The sequence below is a fragment of the Thiorhodovibrio litoralis genome (genome assembly GCF_033954455.1).
GTDB lineage: Bacteria > Pseudomonadota > Gammaproteobacteria > Chromatiales > Chromatiaceae > Thiorhodovibrio > Thiorhodovibrio litoralis.
Window position 1 is genome coordinate 2,562,751 of the sequence record NZ_CP121473.1, and the last position, 14,614, is coordinate 2,577,364.

Consider the following 14,614-nt stretch of genomic DNA (forward strand, 5'->3'; position numbering starts at 1 on the left):
ACTCAAAGGTGCAGCTCACGCCGACCGGCGCGCCTGGCAGTGCTGGCATGCTGTCTCTTGTTCGGCGTAATCTTACCCGCCGCAGCAGAACCCGAGACAGCCGCGACTGAGACGCAGACTGACGCGCCAAACGCACCACAGTCGGCAGCACAGACTGAGCCGCCTTTGGCCAACAGCAACGAGCTGGTGCTGGGCATGTTCGCCTATCGCCCGAGCGAGATTCTGCGCAAGCGCTGGGAACCGCTGGCCGAGTATCTGTCGGCGCAGCTGCCGAATCACCAGGTGCGCCTGCGGTTGCTCGAGATCGAAGCGCTAAAGCACGCACTGGCTCAGGATCAGCTCGACCTCGTCTTCACCAACCCGGTGCATTACATCCGCCTGCGCGAGCAGTTTGAGATGACAGGCGCGCTCGCCACCCTGATGCGGCGCGAGCAGGGGCAGATCGTCAGTCGACTTGGCGGTGTCATCATCACCCAGGCCGGGCGCGACGACATCCAGACGCTGCAAGATTTGAAAGGTCGCAGCATCCTGGCGGCTGGCCCGGATTTTCTCGGCGGCTATATCGCCCCGCTCGAGGCGCTCCAAGCGGTCGGGCTGCGGCCCGAACAAATCAAGTTCAACTTCGATCCGGCCACGCACGATGCCGTGGTCTTCGCCGTCCTCAACGGTCAGGCCGATGCAGGTTTTGTGCGCACCGGCATTCTCGAACAACTCCAGACCGAAGGGCAGGTCGATCTGGCCGACCTCACAATCCTCGGCGCGCGGGATTATCCCAATTTTCCCTTCCTGGTCTCTTCCCGGCTCTATCCGGAGTGGCCCATCATGGCACTGCCCGGACTCGACCCCGAGATCGGCCGCCAGCTCGCTGCCGCCCTGATTCAGCTCAGCCCCGAGCATCCGATCGCACACGCCGTTGGGATCGCCGGCTTCGATCTGCCGGCGGACTACAGGACGCTGGAAGCGGTGATGCGTACCCTGCAAGTCCAGCCATTCGACCAGGAAGCCAAGCCGGGCTATCAGCACATCTGGTCGGTGCACTACCGCGAAATCTCCGTCCTTGGCGGGCTCGCGTTCTTGTCGATCATGCTGATTCTGGCGCTTGCGCTCAACAACAGACGCCTGCGACAGGCCCAACGCCAAATCGCCACTTCGGAACAGCGTTGGCTTGCGGCACTGGACGGCGCAGGACATGGTGTTTGGGACTGGGACAGGCGCACGGATAAGGTCATCTACTCCCGGCGCTGGAAGGAAATGCTCGGCTATCGCGAGAAGGAGATCGCCTCGCACCTCAATGAATGGGGCCGACGCATTCATCCGGACGATCTCGCAGAAACGCTCAAACAGGTCGAAGCGCATCGCAAGGGCGATCAGGACCAGCTGAGTATCCTGCATCGCCTGCGCGCCAAGGATGGCTCCTATCGCTGGATGCTCGGTCTCGGCTACGCACTCGAGCGCGACGAGGATGGTCAAGCCTTGCGCGTGATCGGCACCAATACCGACTTGACCCGCTATCACGGCGCAGAGATCGCGCTCGCGGACAAGGAAAGCCTGTTCCTCGCCCTAGTCAACCAGGCACCTAACGGCATGGCGTTGGTCGACCCTGAATCAATGAAGTTCGCTCAGTTCAATCCCGCCCTGTCCGCGATGCTCGGTTACACCAAGGAGGAATTCGACCAACTGACCATCACTGATCTCGACGTCGTGCATTCGCTGCCCGAGCAAAAAGCGCAGTTGGCGGAAATCCAACGCTTGGGGCTATTGGTTTTCGACACCCAATTGCGGCGTAAAGGCGGCCAAATACGCGACGTGCGGATCAGCGCACGTTGTGTCACCCAAAACGGCAAACCCTACATCGCGACGGTGTTCAATGATCTGACAGATCTTTACCGGGCTCAGCGCGACCAACTCGCCAGCCAGCAAGACTTTCAGGCCACCTTCGAGCAAGCGGCGGTCGGCATGGCCCATCTTGCCCCGGATGGCCGCTACTTGCGGGTGAATACCAAGCTCTCGGAGACACTCGGCTATTCCAGCGAAACACTCTGCCAACGCAATTTTCAAAGCATCACCCACCCCGATGACTTGGGCAAGAACCTCAATCTGGTCGCCCAACTGATCGCCGGCGACATCGCCAATTATCAGCTCGAAAAGCGCTATTTCCATCAAAGCGGCGAGATTGTCTGGGTCCTGGTGACCATGTCGCTGGTGCGCACCGATCAGGGCACACCAAGCTATTTCATCGCCGTGATCGAGGACATCCGCGCGCGCAAGCAGGCTGAGGAGCAACTGCATGTCGCCGCGCAAATGGTCGATCTCGCCGCCTATGCAATTATTGCCACCGACATGGGCGGGGTGATCCGCCAGTTCAATCCTGCCGCCGAGCGCCTGCTTGGGTACACCGCCGAAAACATGATCGGCCATGCAACCCCTCTAAGCTTCCATCTTGACAGCGAGGTGCAAGACCGCGCCGCTGAGCTATCGGCCACCTTTGGTGAAGAGATCAAACCCGGCTTCCAGGTCTTTACCGAGCCTGCGCTGCGCGAGGGCCATGAAACCCGCGAATGGAGGCTGCGCCGGCAAGACGGCGAGACCTTGAACGTGCTGCTGTCCACCACGGTGCTGCGCGATAGCGCGGGCCATCCCCAAGGCATTCTCGGCAACATCGCTGACATCTCGCCCTTGCGCCGCGCCACCGAGGAACTGCGTGGGGAACGCAATCGGGCGCAATGGTATCTGGAGACAGTCAGCACCATGATCGTCTCGGTCGATCTTAACGGCCGCATCACCCTGGCTAACAGCTACACCTGCGCGCTGCTCGGTCGCACGGAGTCCGAACTGCTGGGCCAGGATTGGTTCGAGACCTGCGTGCCCGAGGCTAGTCGATCCAGGATGCGTGAACTCTTTGAGGGGTGTACCCAGGATGATGGCGAAAACCCCGGCTGTGTCGAAAGTCTGGTGCAATGCGCCGACGGCTCCGAGCGCCTGATCGCTTGGCGCAACCGCCTGCTGCACGACCCCAGCAGCGGCCAGCTCATTGGCGTACTGGCCGCTGGCAGTGACATCACCGAGCGACAGGCACTGGAGAACGCCCGTGCCGCCGCCCTGACGGCAGCCGAACGTCTGACCAGACTCAAAAACAACTTCTTGGCCAACATGAGCCATGAAATCCGCACGCCACTGAACGGGATTCTCGGCCTCACCGAGATTGGCCGGCGTGACTACGACACCGGCAAGGCCGGGCGGCTGTTCCGCCAGATCCAGCGCGCCGGCGAGCATCTGATGGTGCTGTTAAACGACATTCTCGATCTGTCCAAGCTCGAGGCCGGCAAGCTCAGCATTCATCCCGAACCCGTGCGCCTGAGCGAGACGCTCGCCGAGATCCAGTCGCTGCTCAACCCCCAAGTCCGTGCCAAGGGATTCGATCTGATTATCAATCAGGCGCAAGATCTGCCCGAGTATATCCTGATGGACGCCATGCGCCTGCGCCAGATTCTGCTCAATCTGCTCGGCAACGCGGTCAAGTTCACCCAGGCCGGCGAGGTGCGACTGACTGTCTCGCGCGACGATCAACAACTGCTTTTCACGGTTAAAGACACCGGCATCGGTATGAGCGAGGCGCAGATGGCGCGGATTTTCCAGCCCTTCGAGCAGGCCGATGCCGGCACCACCCGCACCCACGGCGGCACCGGCCTGGGGCTGGCGATCAGCCGGTCTTTGGCAGATATGATGGGCGGCAACATCAAGGTGGATAGCCAACCCAACATCGGCAGTTGCTTCGAACTGCGACTCCCGCTGCAACAAGCGCAGGTGCCGAAAGACGCCACACCCCGGCGAACAACCGGCGGCGCGCCAGATCAATCCCTGGCCGACCTCCACATTCTTGCCGTGGACGATGTCGAGCTCAACCTGCTGGTGCTGACCGACCTGCTCGGCCACAGAGGCGCTCAGGTCACCACCGCCGTGAATGGCGAGGACGCGCTCGCACAACTGAGCGCGGCACCAGGGACTTTTGACCTGGTTCTGATGGACGTGCAAATGCCGGTGATGGACGGCTACGAAGCGGCCCGCCGCATCCGCGAACGCTGGCCCAAGCTGCCAGTCATCGGCCTGACGGCCCACGCGATGAGCGAGGAACGCGAGCGCTGCCTGAACGCCGGCATGGTGGCGCACCTGACCAAACCCATCAACATGGACGCCCTGGTGGCAGCCATCGGCAACTGCCGCGCGGATATTGCCCACCAGGACAATAACCCGGTGGCCGCCGAAGCAACTCCTGCGGATGGAACAATCATTGCATCACCAGCGCCCGAGCCAGTTGGCCAGACCCCGGACTCGCAGCCCGACTCGCAACCGGGCACGCAGCTGCCATTAGTCGACTGGGACGCGCTGCATCAGCGCTTTGAGCACTCGCCCGGTTTTATCCCAAGGCTCATCCAAACCGCACTCGACAGTCAAAAAGACACTCCGGCGCGGCTGCGTACCATCGCCTCCGAAGGCAACCTCGATGAATTCTTCCGCCAGACCCATAGCCTGAAAGGCTTCTCAGGCAATCTCTGCGCCGAGTCGCTGCACCTGCAAGCCGATAAACTATGCGAGCAAGCCCGCGCCGGCGATCAAACGGCGTTGGACAATGCAGACAGCCTGGCTGCTAAGCTTGAGCAGGTGCTAGAGGCGCTAGCGGCTCAAGCAACTCCGCCCGATACTGAGTGACAAGGATGAGGCGCGGGTTCTTTCGCCTCCTTGCTGCGGCGGCAGTACTACCAGCACGGCACGCGCGCCAATCGGGCGATCCCTGAAAGCTTGAGTATTTGACTCGAGTATCTTGACTTTCAGGCGCTGATGAATTGTCATTGCAGCGGCTGAAAATGCGCGGCATGGCTCTGGGTGGCGGGTCATTGGGGGCAGGGGTGGCAGGTCATTGCCCAGCGGTTGATCCCATATGCGACAATTCCGTCGCGCTCCTTCAGCGTCCGACTGGTGATCCCGATGGGGGCTGCGCCAGTCGGTTCCAACCAGTCGGCCCGGCCCCGTTTCGCTGCTGCGGCTTGGCTGTCGTGGCTCGTGTAGCAGTCAGTGGAGGAGTCTATGGAAGTAACGGCGGATAGCGCCGCGGAGCGCAAGTACGACTTCGATGTCGTGCGCTGGTTTACCATCATGGCGGTGGTCTATCTGGTGTTTGGCGCCTCGGTCGGCGTCTATATCGCATCGGAACTCGCCTGGCCCTTTCTGAATTTCGATAATCCCTACATCTCCTTCGGACGGCTGCGTCCGGTCCATACCAACGCTGTCATCTTTGCGTTTGGCGGCTGTACCCTGATGGGCACGGCCTTCTACACGGTGCAGCGCACCTGCGGCGTACCGCTGTGGAGCAACAAGCTCGCCTGGTATACCTTCTGGGGCTGGAACCTGGTCATCGTCCTGGCGGTGCTGACGCTGCCCTTTGGCTTTACTCAGTCCAAAGAATACGCAGAGCTGGAATGGCCGATCGATATCCTGATTGCCGCGGTCTGGCTGGCGTTCACCTTCAATTTCATCATGACCATCGCGCATCGCAAGAGCTCGCACATCTATGTGTCGAACTGGTTCTTTCTCGGCATGATGGTGATGATCGTCTACCTGCATGTGGTCAACAGCCTGGCCATTCCGGTGGGGCTGTTTAAGTCCTACAGCCTGTTCTCCGGCGTGCAGGACGCCATGATCCAATGGTGGTGGGGGCACAATGCGGTCGGCTTTTACCTCACCGCCGGGTTCCTCGGCATCATGTACTACTTTGTGCCCAAACAGGCGAACCGGCCGGTTTACTCGTACCGGCTGTCGGTCATTCACTTTTGGGCGCTGATGTTCGGCTACGTCTGGCTCGGCGCGCACCATCTGCAATACACCGCGTTGCCGGACTGGACCGGCTCGCTGGGCGCGGCCGTATCCATCGCCATGATCATCCCCTCCTGGGGCGGGGCGGTGAATGGGATGATGACGCTCTCGGGTGCCTGGGACAAACTGCGCACCGACTATGTGCTGCGGTTTTTGATCATCGCGCTGGCCTTCTATGCCATGTCGACCTTCGAGGGACCGGTGATGGCACTGAAGACGGTCAATGCCCTGTCGCACTACACCGACTGGACCATTGGGCATGTGCACTCAGGTGCGCTTGGCTGGGTCGCGGGTATTTCCATCGGCGCCATCTATCACCTGATGACACGCCTGTGGCATACCAAGATGTGGTCAGAATCCCTGGTGAATGTCCATTTCTGGGCCGCTACCATCGGCACGGTCATTTACATCGTGGCCATGTGGGTGGCCGGCATCATGCAAGGGCTGATGTGGCGCGCCTACGACGAATACGGCACCCTGGCCTACACCTTTGTCGAGTCAGTCGCGGCCATGCATCCCTACTATGCGATGCGCGCGGTTGGCGGCGGGATTTTCCTGTTCGGCGCCGTGGTGATGCTCTTTAATGTGCTGATGACGGTGTGGAAGTCCGCCTCCGAGGGCAGCCTGCGCGAGGCGCGCGGGCCAATGGTTCCGGTGGCAGTGTGAGCGCGGCCCCGAGCAGGAGAGACCAACATGGCTGATACCAAAGCGCGCGGCGTGCAGGACTTTCTCGAGCGCAACATCTGGGGCCTGCTGATCATGACGGCCATTGTGCTGTCGATTGGTGGCATCGTGGAGATCGTGCCGCTGTTTTATCTCAAGAGTACCGAGGAGTCGAACCGCTTCCCGGAGATCGTCTGGGATCAGGCAGGGCAGACGCCCATCGTCTCCGTGGATGACAGCGGCAAGGAGGTCTGGAACTGGAAGGCGGGCGACGGCATTCGTCCCTACACGGCGCTCGAGCTGGCCGGGCGCGATATCTACCAGCGCGAGGGCTGCTATCTGTGCCACTCCCAGCAGGTGCGCCCGTTCCGCGACGAGCGCGAGCGCTACGGGCATTACTCGCTGGCGTCCGAGTCCATGTTTGACCACCCCTTCCAATGGGGTTCCAAGCGCACCGGGCCGGACTTGGCAAGGGTCGGCGCCAAATACTCCGATGCATGGCAGCGCCAGCATTTGCATGATCCGCGTTCGGTGGTGCCTGAGTCCATCATGCCGAGCTATCCCTGGCTTGAGGAGCGTCTGGTCAATGGCAAACGCCAGGCCTTTCGCATGCGCGGGCTTAGGCTGATTGGCGTGCCCTACGCAGACGCGGACATCGAAACGGCTCCTGCGCTGACCGCCGAGAAAACCGAAATGGATGCCTTGGTGGCCTATCTGCAGGTGCTTGGCACCATGGCCAATCTGCAGCCGGGAGTGGATTACCGTGAATAGCCTTGCCGAGTATTTTCATACCGACTGGGCTGCGATGACGGCGGCCGATTGGTTCGGAACCCTGCTCACGGTTGCCATCACGGTGCTCATGGCGCTGGCCTATTTTCTGGTATTCAGGCCCAAGAACCGCGACGCGCTGGAAGCGAGAAAACACATTCTCTTTGAAGAAGACCCGAGCGACGCGAACGGCGATCGCAACGGAGGTGGGCATGGCTGACGAAAATCCTTTCCCGGGCGAGAACAACACCGGCCACTTCTGGGACGATAACATCCGCGAGCTGAAGAATCCGCCGCCGCGCTGGTGGATGATCGCCTTTTGGTTGTCGATTGCCTGGTGGGTGCTCTATGGGTTGCTCTATCCAATGTGGCCGGCGCCACCCTGGGAGACAGACAAGACCGACCAGGAATTTACCAAAGGAGTGCTCGACTGGACCTCCATCAAGGAGTTTGAGCAAGGCATGGCACAGGTCGACGCGGTGCGCGCCAAGTACGAGGATCGCATCGCTCAGATGTCCGCGGAGGAGATTCTTGCTGATCCTGGCCTGCTCCAGTACACCCTGGCCTCGTCCAAGGTGGTGTTTGGCGACTATTGCGCAGCCTGCCACGGCAGTGGCGGGCAGGGAAATCCCGGCTACCCGGTGCTGGCCGACAACGCCTGGTTGTGGGGCGGTTCGCTCGGGAAGATCGCTGAAACCATCACCGGCGGGCGCAAGGGCAACATGATTGCGCATCAAAATATCTTGAGCAAGCAGGAGGTGGACACCCTGGCCCAGTTCGCCGTTGACCTAAGCGAGGGCAAGGAGGGCAGCCCCGAGGGCTGGAATCTGTTCAATACCAAGGGCTGCTCAGGCTGCCATGGCCCGCAGGCGAATGGCACGCTTGGCACCCTGCCCAATGGGGACCCGATCACCGTCGGCGCGGCCAATCTGACCGATACCCTGTGGCGCTTTCGCCCGGGCGGCTTTGAGAGCGCCAAGCACACCATTCTTTATGGTGTGAATCAGTCCGGGGTCGAGCAAACGCGCAATGCCGTGATGCCGCGGTTTGGCGGCGCGGGCAGCGCGGAGGGCCGGCTTGATGAGCAGCAGATCAAAAAGCTCGCCATCTATGTGCATGAGCTCGGTGGCGGTCAGTAGCCCCGTGACGGAACCCTGTCCTTGACTGATCCCACCAGCAGCGCGCCGGTTGTCGATGGGCTCGATGACCTTTATGCCGAGTCCGAGCACTGGCAGGTCAACGACGGCGGCGAGACTATTCATGCCAAGCGTCTGCCCGGGCGCTGGCGGCGCATCAAATGGTGGGCCGCCTCGGTCTGGCTGATCTTCTTCCTCGGGCCCTATGTCCGTTGGAACGGGGGTCAGGCGGTGCTGTTTGATATTCCCAATCGGCAGTATCACCTCTTTGGCGCCACCGTGCTGCCGCAGGACTTCTGGATGCTGTCCCTGCTGCTACTGTTCTTTGCGATTCTGCTTGCCGTCGCCACGGCGCTGGCTGGGCGGGTCTATTGCGGATTTTTCTGCTTTCAGACGGTCTGGACGGATATCTTCACGCTGATCGAGGAATGGCTCGAGGGCAACCCGCGCGAGCGGCGGTTGCTGGAGCGCGCGCCCTGGACGCCGCGCAAGCTCGGTATCAAGAGCGTCAAGCATCTGTTGTGGATGCTAATTGGCTTTGCCACTGGCTGGAGCTTTGTTGCCTGGTTCTATGGTGTCTTCCCGCTGTGGCGGGATTTCTTCACCGCTCAGGCCAATGGCGCGGTCTATGCCTTTGTGGCGCTCTTTACCGTGGGCACCTATGTACTCGCAGGCTGGCTGCGCGAGCAGGTGTGCTTCTGGCTCTGTCCTTACGCGCGTATTCAGGGGGTGATGCTGGACCGCACCACGCTGGTCCCTGCTTATGATTTGTTGCGCGGTGAGCCGCGCGGGCGCCTTCACAAGGGTGCGGATGCCCGATCGGATGCTGGCTTGGATGCTGGGGCGCAGAAGCAGGGCGATTGTATCGACTGCAATCAATGTGTTGCTGTTTGTCCGACCGGTATCGATATCCGCGCCGGCCAGCAGGAGGGTTGCATCACTTGCGCGCTTTGTATCGATGCCTGTGATCAGGTCATGGACAAGGTCAACCGACCGCGCGGTTTGATTCGCTATGCTTCGCTGGATGAGATCGAGGGCAGGGGGGCGAAGGCGTTACTGAAGCGCGTGCGTGTCTGGGTCTATTTCGCCATCCTGGCGCTCTCGCTGGTGGGTATTGTCTATGGCTTTTCGACGCTGACCAATATTGAGCTTAAAGTCCTGCATGAGCGCTCGCCCTTGTTTGTGCAGTTGAGCGATGGCTCGATTCAGAACAAGTACACGCTAAAGGTGCTGAACAAGGCTAACGATGATTTGACGGCTGAGGTGGCGGTGCGTGCCGATGTGCCGATTGAGGTAAAGGGGATTGAGCATCGCCTTCGCATCAAGCATGGGGAAGTGACGCCGATGATCGTGTTCGTGCGCATTGAGCCTGAGCATTTGACTGGGGAGACGATTCCGATTTTCTTTTCGGCGCGGGCGACTTTGGCCAATGGGACTGAGGCGACGGCTGAGCGTGAGAGTGCGTTTTTTGCTGAGCGGCGTTGAGGTTAGGTTGGCGAGTTTGGTGGGACTTATCTTCGAGAGTGCGGGGGTTGTTCTGGGCCGAGTGACGGTCGCGGGGGACGCCGTAAATACATCCCTGTAGGCTTCCCAGCGGCGTCCTGCCGCTGGAGACCCCCGCGCCCGTCACCCGGCCCAGAACCCGAACAGAACCCCGAACAGAACCCGAAGTTCATCTCTGCTGCTGAATTGCCGGAATCCATTTGTCGTTGTGCGAAGGCTGCATGGAGGAAATTGACTGATGACTGAGATTGCTTCCGTGGCTTCGGGGTCAGCCCAGGGCGCGCAACCGACGCCGGCTTGGCGCAGCCCTTGGGTGCGCGGGTGGATTGGTCTGGTTGTTGTGGTCCTGCTGGTCAACATCACCATGGTCACCCTGGCCTTTGTCACCAGTCCGGGTCTGGTGGTGGATGACTACTATGAGCGCGGCCGGGCGATGGAGGAGAGTATTCGCTCGCGTGCGGCGGCAACGCCGAACTGGATGCTCTCAAGCGATATTCCGGCGGATCTCAGGGTTGGAGAGCCTGTGACTGTGCGCTTCTTTGCGGTCGATAAGGCCGGTCAGCCGGTTACGCCCGATGCGGTGACCTTCTTTGCTTATCGTCCGTCGGATGCAGGGCGGGACTTCTCTGTCCCGATGGTGGAGGAAGCGCCGGGGCGCTATCGCGCTGAGCTGAGTTTTTCGCTGCCCGGCTTGTGGGACAGCCTGATCGCTGTGCGCGATGGCGAGGCTGAGTACCAGCTCGACCAGCGTCTGCATGTCGATCGGGCGCGGCGTTGATGCGCCGCCCTTGATGCAACAGCGATTCGGATGATCGAACAGCCGTCGCGGTGCTTTCACTGCGGCCTTCCTGTCACGCCTGCTACTGTCGTCCATTCCCAGATAGGGGATCAGGCGCGCGATTTCTGCTGCCATGGCTGCGAAGCGGTATGCCAGGCGATTCATCGCGCCGGGCTTGAGGGCTTCTATCAGCGCACGCCGGATGGCGAGGTGTTCGGCCCGCCGCCGGAGCTGCCGCGTCAGCTCGACTTCTATGATCTTGATGAGGTGCAGCAGGAGTTTGCCCAGGTCTCGGGCGATGCGCGCGAGGCGCAGCTTTCGGTTGAGGGTATCCATTGTGCTGCCTGCGTCTGGCTAATCGAGAACGGTCTCGGCGCCATGCCGGGTGTCGCCGAGTCGCGCGTTAATCTGACCGGGCGGCGGCTGACGCTGCGCTGGGATAACGCCCGCCTGCGCTTGTCGCAAATCCTTCGGCGCCTAGGCGAGCTTGGCTATGCCGCGGTGCCCTTCGATCCGCGCTCGGCCGAACTGGGGCTCAAGCGGCGCAATCGCACGCTGCTGTATCGCATGGCCTTCGCTGGTTTCGCGGCCATGAACTTGATGTGGATCTCCATCGCCCTCTATGCCGGGGCGGACCGGGGTGAGTTCCGCGAGCTGTTCCATTGGATTGGCTGCCTGCTCGCCACGCCTGTGCTGATCTACTCGGGCTGGCCCTTCTTTACCGGCGCCTGGCGCGGCTTGCGCCGCGGTCATCTGGACATGGACCTGCCGATCGCTATCGGCGCTGGCATCACCTATCTCTATTCGCTTATCGTGACCCTGACAGGGCAGGGGGATGTCTACTGGGATACGGTAGTCAACTTTCTGTTTGTGATTCTGCTCGGCCGCTATCTGGAGGCCATGTCGCGGCGCCATGCGGTTTCGGCCACTCAGCGCCTGCTCGATCTTCAACCCAAGGCGGCGACTCTACTGCGCGATGGTGAGGAGGCACTGGTGCCGATTCGCGCGTTGCGGCCCGGCGATTTGATTCTTATCCGCCCGGGCGAGGCGGTGCCGGCGGATGGAACGGTCGAGCGCGGCGACAGCCAGCTAGATGAGGCCTTGCTGACTGGTGAATCCAAGCCGGTCGTGCGCGGCCCAGGGCAGTCGGTCGCCGCCGGCACCATGAACGGCGCCGGAGCGCTACAGGTCAGGGTCGCGGGCGTGCTGCGCGACACCCAGCTCGGGCGCATCCTGCATTTGGTCGAGGAGGCCCAGGCCAGCAAAGCGCCGATTCAAAGTCTGGCGGACCGGGTGGTGCCCTGGTTTGTCGGCGCGACTCTGCTGCTGGCGTTGCTGACGGCGCTGCTGTGGTGGCCGGCCGACCCGGCCACCGCCGTGCTGGCGGCGACCTCGGTGCTGATCATTACCTGTCCCTGCGCCTTCGGGTTGGCCACGCCCATGGCTATTGCGGTGGCAACCGGCAGCGCCGCGCGGCAGGGGATATTGATCAAAAACGGCGCCGTGCTCGAGCGGCTCTCCGGTGCCACCCAAGTGGTGTTCGATAAGACCGGCACCCTGACGCTCGGCCAGCCGACCCTTGTCGCGTTAGTGGATAATCTTGGACTCTGGCGCGCCGATGATGCCGCTGGTGAATTCGGTCAACAGGAGGCCCGAGACCGCGCCCGACACTACTCCAGTCCGCTGACCGAGCAACAGCAGCAGTGGCTCGCCGCGGTCGCCGCGCTTGAGCAGCTCTCCGAACACCCACTCGCCCGAGCGCTGACTCGCTTCGTACGCGAGCAGCAACTCGGGTTTGGCGGCTTGACCGTCGAGCAAGTGCGAATTCAGCCCGGACGCGGTCTGGCCGGCGTGGTGGATGGACAATCCCTGGTCCTCGGCTCGGCCGACTGGCTGCGTGAGCAAGGCATTGCGCTGGCAAAAGACATCGAGACCCCGCCCGACTGGCCCGGAGCCACGGTCCTGCATCTGGCCGTTGCGGGCACCGAAGTCGCACGCTTGCTGCTGAGTGACGACCTGCGCCAGGATGCGCAAGCGACGGTGAATGCGTTGCTCGCTCGAGGCTTGCAGGTCTCCCTGCTCAGCGGCGACCGACAGCAAGCCGCCGTCGCAATCGCACAAAGACTGGGCAACATACAGGCCATCGCCGAAGTTCTACCCGAGGGCAAGGCCGAGGTCATCGCTAAGCTGCGCGCGGCCGGGCAGCGGGTCGTCATGGTCGGCGACGGCGTCAACGACGCCCCGGCCCTGGTCAGCGCCGACATCGGTATGGCGCTTGGCAGCGGCACCGACGTCTCCATGGCCAGCGCCGACATCATTCTCACCCGCAACGAGCTAACCCGTGTGCCCCAGGCACTGGCGCTAGCACAACGCACCCTAACAGCCATCCGCCAGAATATCGGCCTGTCGATCGTCTACAATTTGATCATGGTTCCGCTGGCAATGGCCGCGATGATCACCCCACTTGTCGCAGCCATCGCCATGCCCCTAAGCTCCCTTGCCGTCATCGGCAACTCGGCAAGGATTGCTTCAGTGCTGAAAAAGCAGGGCGGTGGGGGTGGTGCGACGACCAACTCGGCCAAGATCTGATATGGCCTGGACTAGCCGCTGGCACATGAACTATTCCACCGACTTGGCCTCAAGCTGCGTGAAGGTGCGACTGATATTGGTGCGATGCCAGTTGTCGAAGTGCTCAAGGTTCTTGAAGCCTGGGGCATCCGAAAGGCGCTCGACGGTGGCCTGCAGGTCGTCGAAATTCTCCACTGCTGCGCTGGTTTCGGTAACCAGAAAGTCCAGATAGTCGCCGGTTTGCGCGCGCGCCTGCGCCAAGTCTGTTGCCTGCCCGTGGCCTGGAACGATGTAGCTTGGCTCAAGGGATTCCATGGCGTGAAACGCATCGCGCCACGCTGTTACGTCTGACCATGGGTGAATTCCCAACATACGATCAACATAGACCATGTCGCCGGTGAAGAGCACCTCCTGCGCGGGTAGCCAGACCACGACATCACCGGGGAAGTGGGCGTCGCCAAACCAGATGAGCTCGAAGCTCAGGCCGCCGATCTCGATCGTCAGGCGGTCACCGTCGGCCGGTGCTTGCGCGTAGTCCGGTTCCGTCCCCGCGAGTCCGTCGCCAAGTACCTGGCGCAAGCTGTCAAGGTGCTGTTCGGCAAACTGCTTTTGCGTCTTCGCCGTGCGCGCGAGCGCGATGATCTGCGCGCCTTGATCGCGGAAGTAACCATTGCCAAGCCAACGGTGATCCTGACTGCCAGTGTTGATCACATGAGTCACCGGCTTGTCGGTCACTTGGTCGATGGCGGCGTCGATCTTTTCGGCTCCTCGTCGCGACGCGCCCGAATCGATCAGGACCACGCCCGCGTCGGTCACGACAAAGCCGAGATTGTTGTTGAGCGCGTCGTTCTCGGCCGTGCGGCCGGAGGTTGGACCGATAATGGCATAGACGTTATCTACCACGCGGGTGGCTTTCGGCTCGTAGGCCTGCGCAGCGCAGGAAATGCCGGCAACGAGCACGGCCAATAGATACACCAGAGTGGTCTTTACTGGGCGTGTCTGTGCTAGGGTTGTCTTCATCGGAAAATTCCTTGGTGCTCTGCACTCATTTGAGAGAGTCCCGGTGCGCGCGATTTAATGTTTTCACTCTCCGCAGACATTCTGCCCAAAACAAAGTTATGGAAGTCATCTACGGTCTGATCCCCGGCATGCTGCTACTTGGGCTTGCCGCCGTTGTGGTGCTGTTCTGGGCCGCGCGCAGCGGGCAGTTTGACGATCTCGAGGGAGACGGGCAGCGTATTTTGATGGATGACGATATCAAGCCGTCCGATCCGCGGCGCTTTCCCGGCGCGGATGTGGATGACGATTGATTGGCGTGATTCGCTCGGAT

The 14,614-nt window shown here is 61.5% G+C and carries 10 protein-coding genes; 9 read left to right on the forward strand and 1 reads right to left on the reverse strand.

The genetic code is table 11. From position 1 onward, the window contains the following. The first annotated feature begins 165 nt into the window (after window positions 1-165). The 8 genes from Thiosp_RS11400 (at window position 166) to Thiosp_RS11435 (ending at window position 13,305) form a co-directional block, all read left to right on the forward strand. Window positions 166-4,707 (forward strand): PAS domain S-box protein, encoded by a 4,542-nt coding sequence (locus tag Thiosp_RS11400; RefSeq protein WP_201063147.1) that lies wholly within the window; start codon window positions 166-168, stop codon window positions 4,705-4,707. A gap of 375 nt (window positions 4,708-5,082) precedes the next feature. Next, on the forward strand, window positions 5,083-6,534 hold the full coding sequence (gene ccoN / locus Thiosp_RS11405; protein WP_201063148.1) for a cytochrome-c oxidase, cbb3-type subunit I: 1,452 nt from the start codon (window positions 5,083-5,085) through the stop codon (window positions 6,532-6,534). Window positions 6,535-6,561: 27 nt separating this feature from the next. Then, a complete protein-coding gene (gene ccoO, locus Thiosp_RS11410) occupies window positions 6,562-7,302 on the forward strand; it encodes a cytochrome-c oxidase, cbb3-type subunit II (protein WP_201063149.1) in 741 nt (246 codons plus the stop codon). Then, a complete protein-coding gene (locus Thiosp_RS11415) occupies window positions 7,295-7,519 on the forward strand; it encodes a cbb3-type cytochrome c oxidase subunit 3 (RefSeq protein ID WP_201063150.1) in 225 nt (74 codons plus the stop codon). Before ccoO ends, Thiosp_RS11415 begins: the two co-directional genes overlap by 8 nt. Further along, window positions 7,512-8,438 (forward strand): cytochrome-c oxidase, cbb3-type subunit III, encoded by a 927-nt coding sequence (gene ccoP / locus Thiosp_RS11420; protein WP_201063151.1) that lies wholly within the window; start codon window positions 7,512-7,514, stop codon window positions 8,436-8,438. The genes Thiosp_RS11415 and ccoP overlap by 8 nt, the downstream gene beginning before the upstream one ends. 21 nt (window positions 8,439-8,459) lie before the next feature. Further along, complete coding sequence (ccoG, locus tag Thiosp_RS11425) at window positions 8,460-9,920, forward strand: cytochrome c oxidase accessory protein CcoG (protein WP_201063152.1); 1,461 nt, start codon at window positions 8,460-8,462, stop codon at window positions 9,918-9,920. 256 nt (window positions 9,921-10,176) lie between these two features. Beyond that, the gene (locus tag Thiosp_RS11430; RefSeq protein WP_201063153.1) at window positions 10,177-10,716 is read left to right on the forward strand and encodes a FixH family protein; all 540 of its coding nucleotides are present in this window, start codon (window positions 10,177-10,179) and stop codon (window positions 10,714-10,716) included. Window positions 10,717-10,746: 30 nt separating this feature from the next. Next, a complete protein-coding gene (locus tag Thiosp_RS11435) occupies window positions 10,747-13,305 on the forward strand; it encodes a heavy metal translocating P-type ATPase (RefSeq protein ID WP_201063154.1) in 2,559 nt (852 codons plus the stop codon). A gap of 30 nt (window positions 13,306-13,335) precedes the next feature. Here the strand turns inward: Thiosp_RS11435 and Thiosp_RS11440 are convergent, their stop codons facing one another. Beyond that, complete coding sequence (locus Thiosp_RS11440) at window positions 13,336-14,304, reverse strand: MBL fold metallo-hydrolase (protein WP_201063155.1); 969 nt, start codon at window positions 14,302-14,304, stop codon at window positions 13,336-13,338. Window positions 14,305-14,402: 98 nt separating this feature from the next. Between Thiosp_RS11440 and ccoS the strand changes: the two genes are divergently transcribed. Then, entirely contained in the window at window positions 14,403-14,594 is a 192-nt protein-coding gene (gene ccoS, locus Thiosp_RS11445; protein WP_201063156.1) for a cbb3-type cytochrome oxidase assembly protein CcoS, read from the forward strand. The last annotated feature ends 20 nt before the right edge of the window (window positions 14,595-14,614 follow it).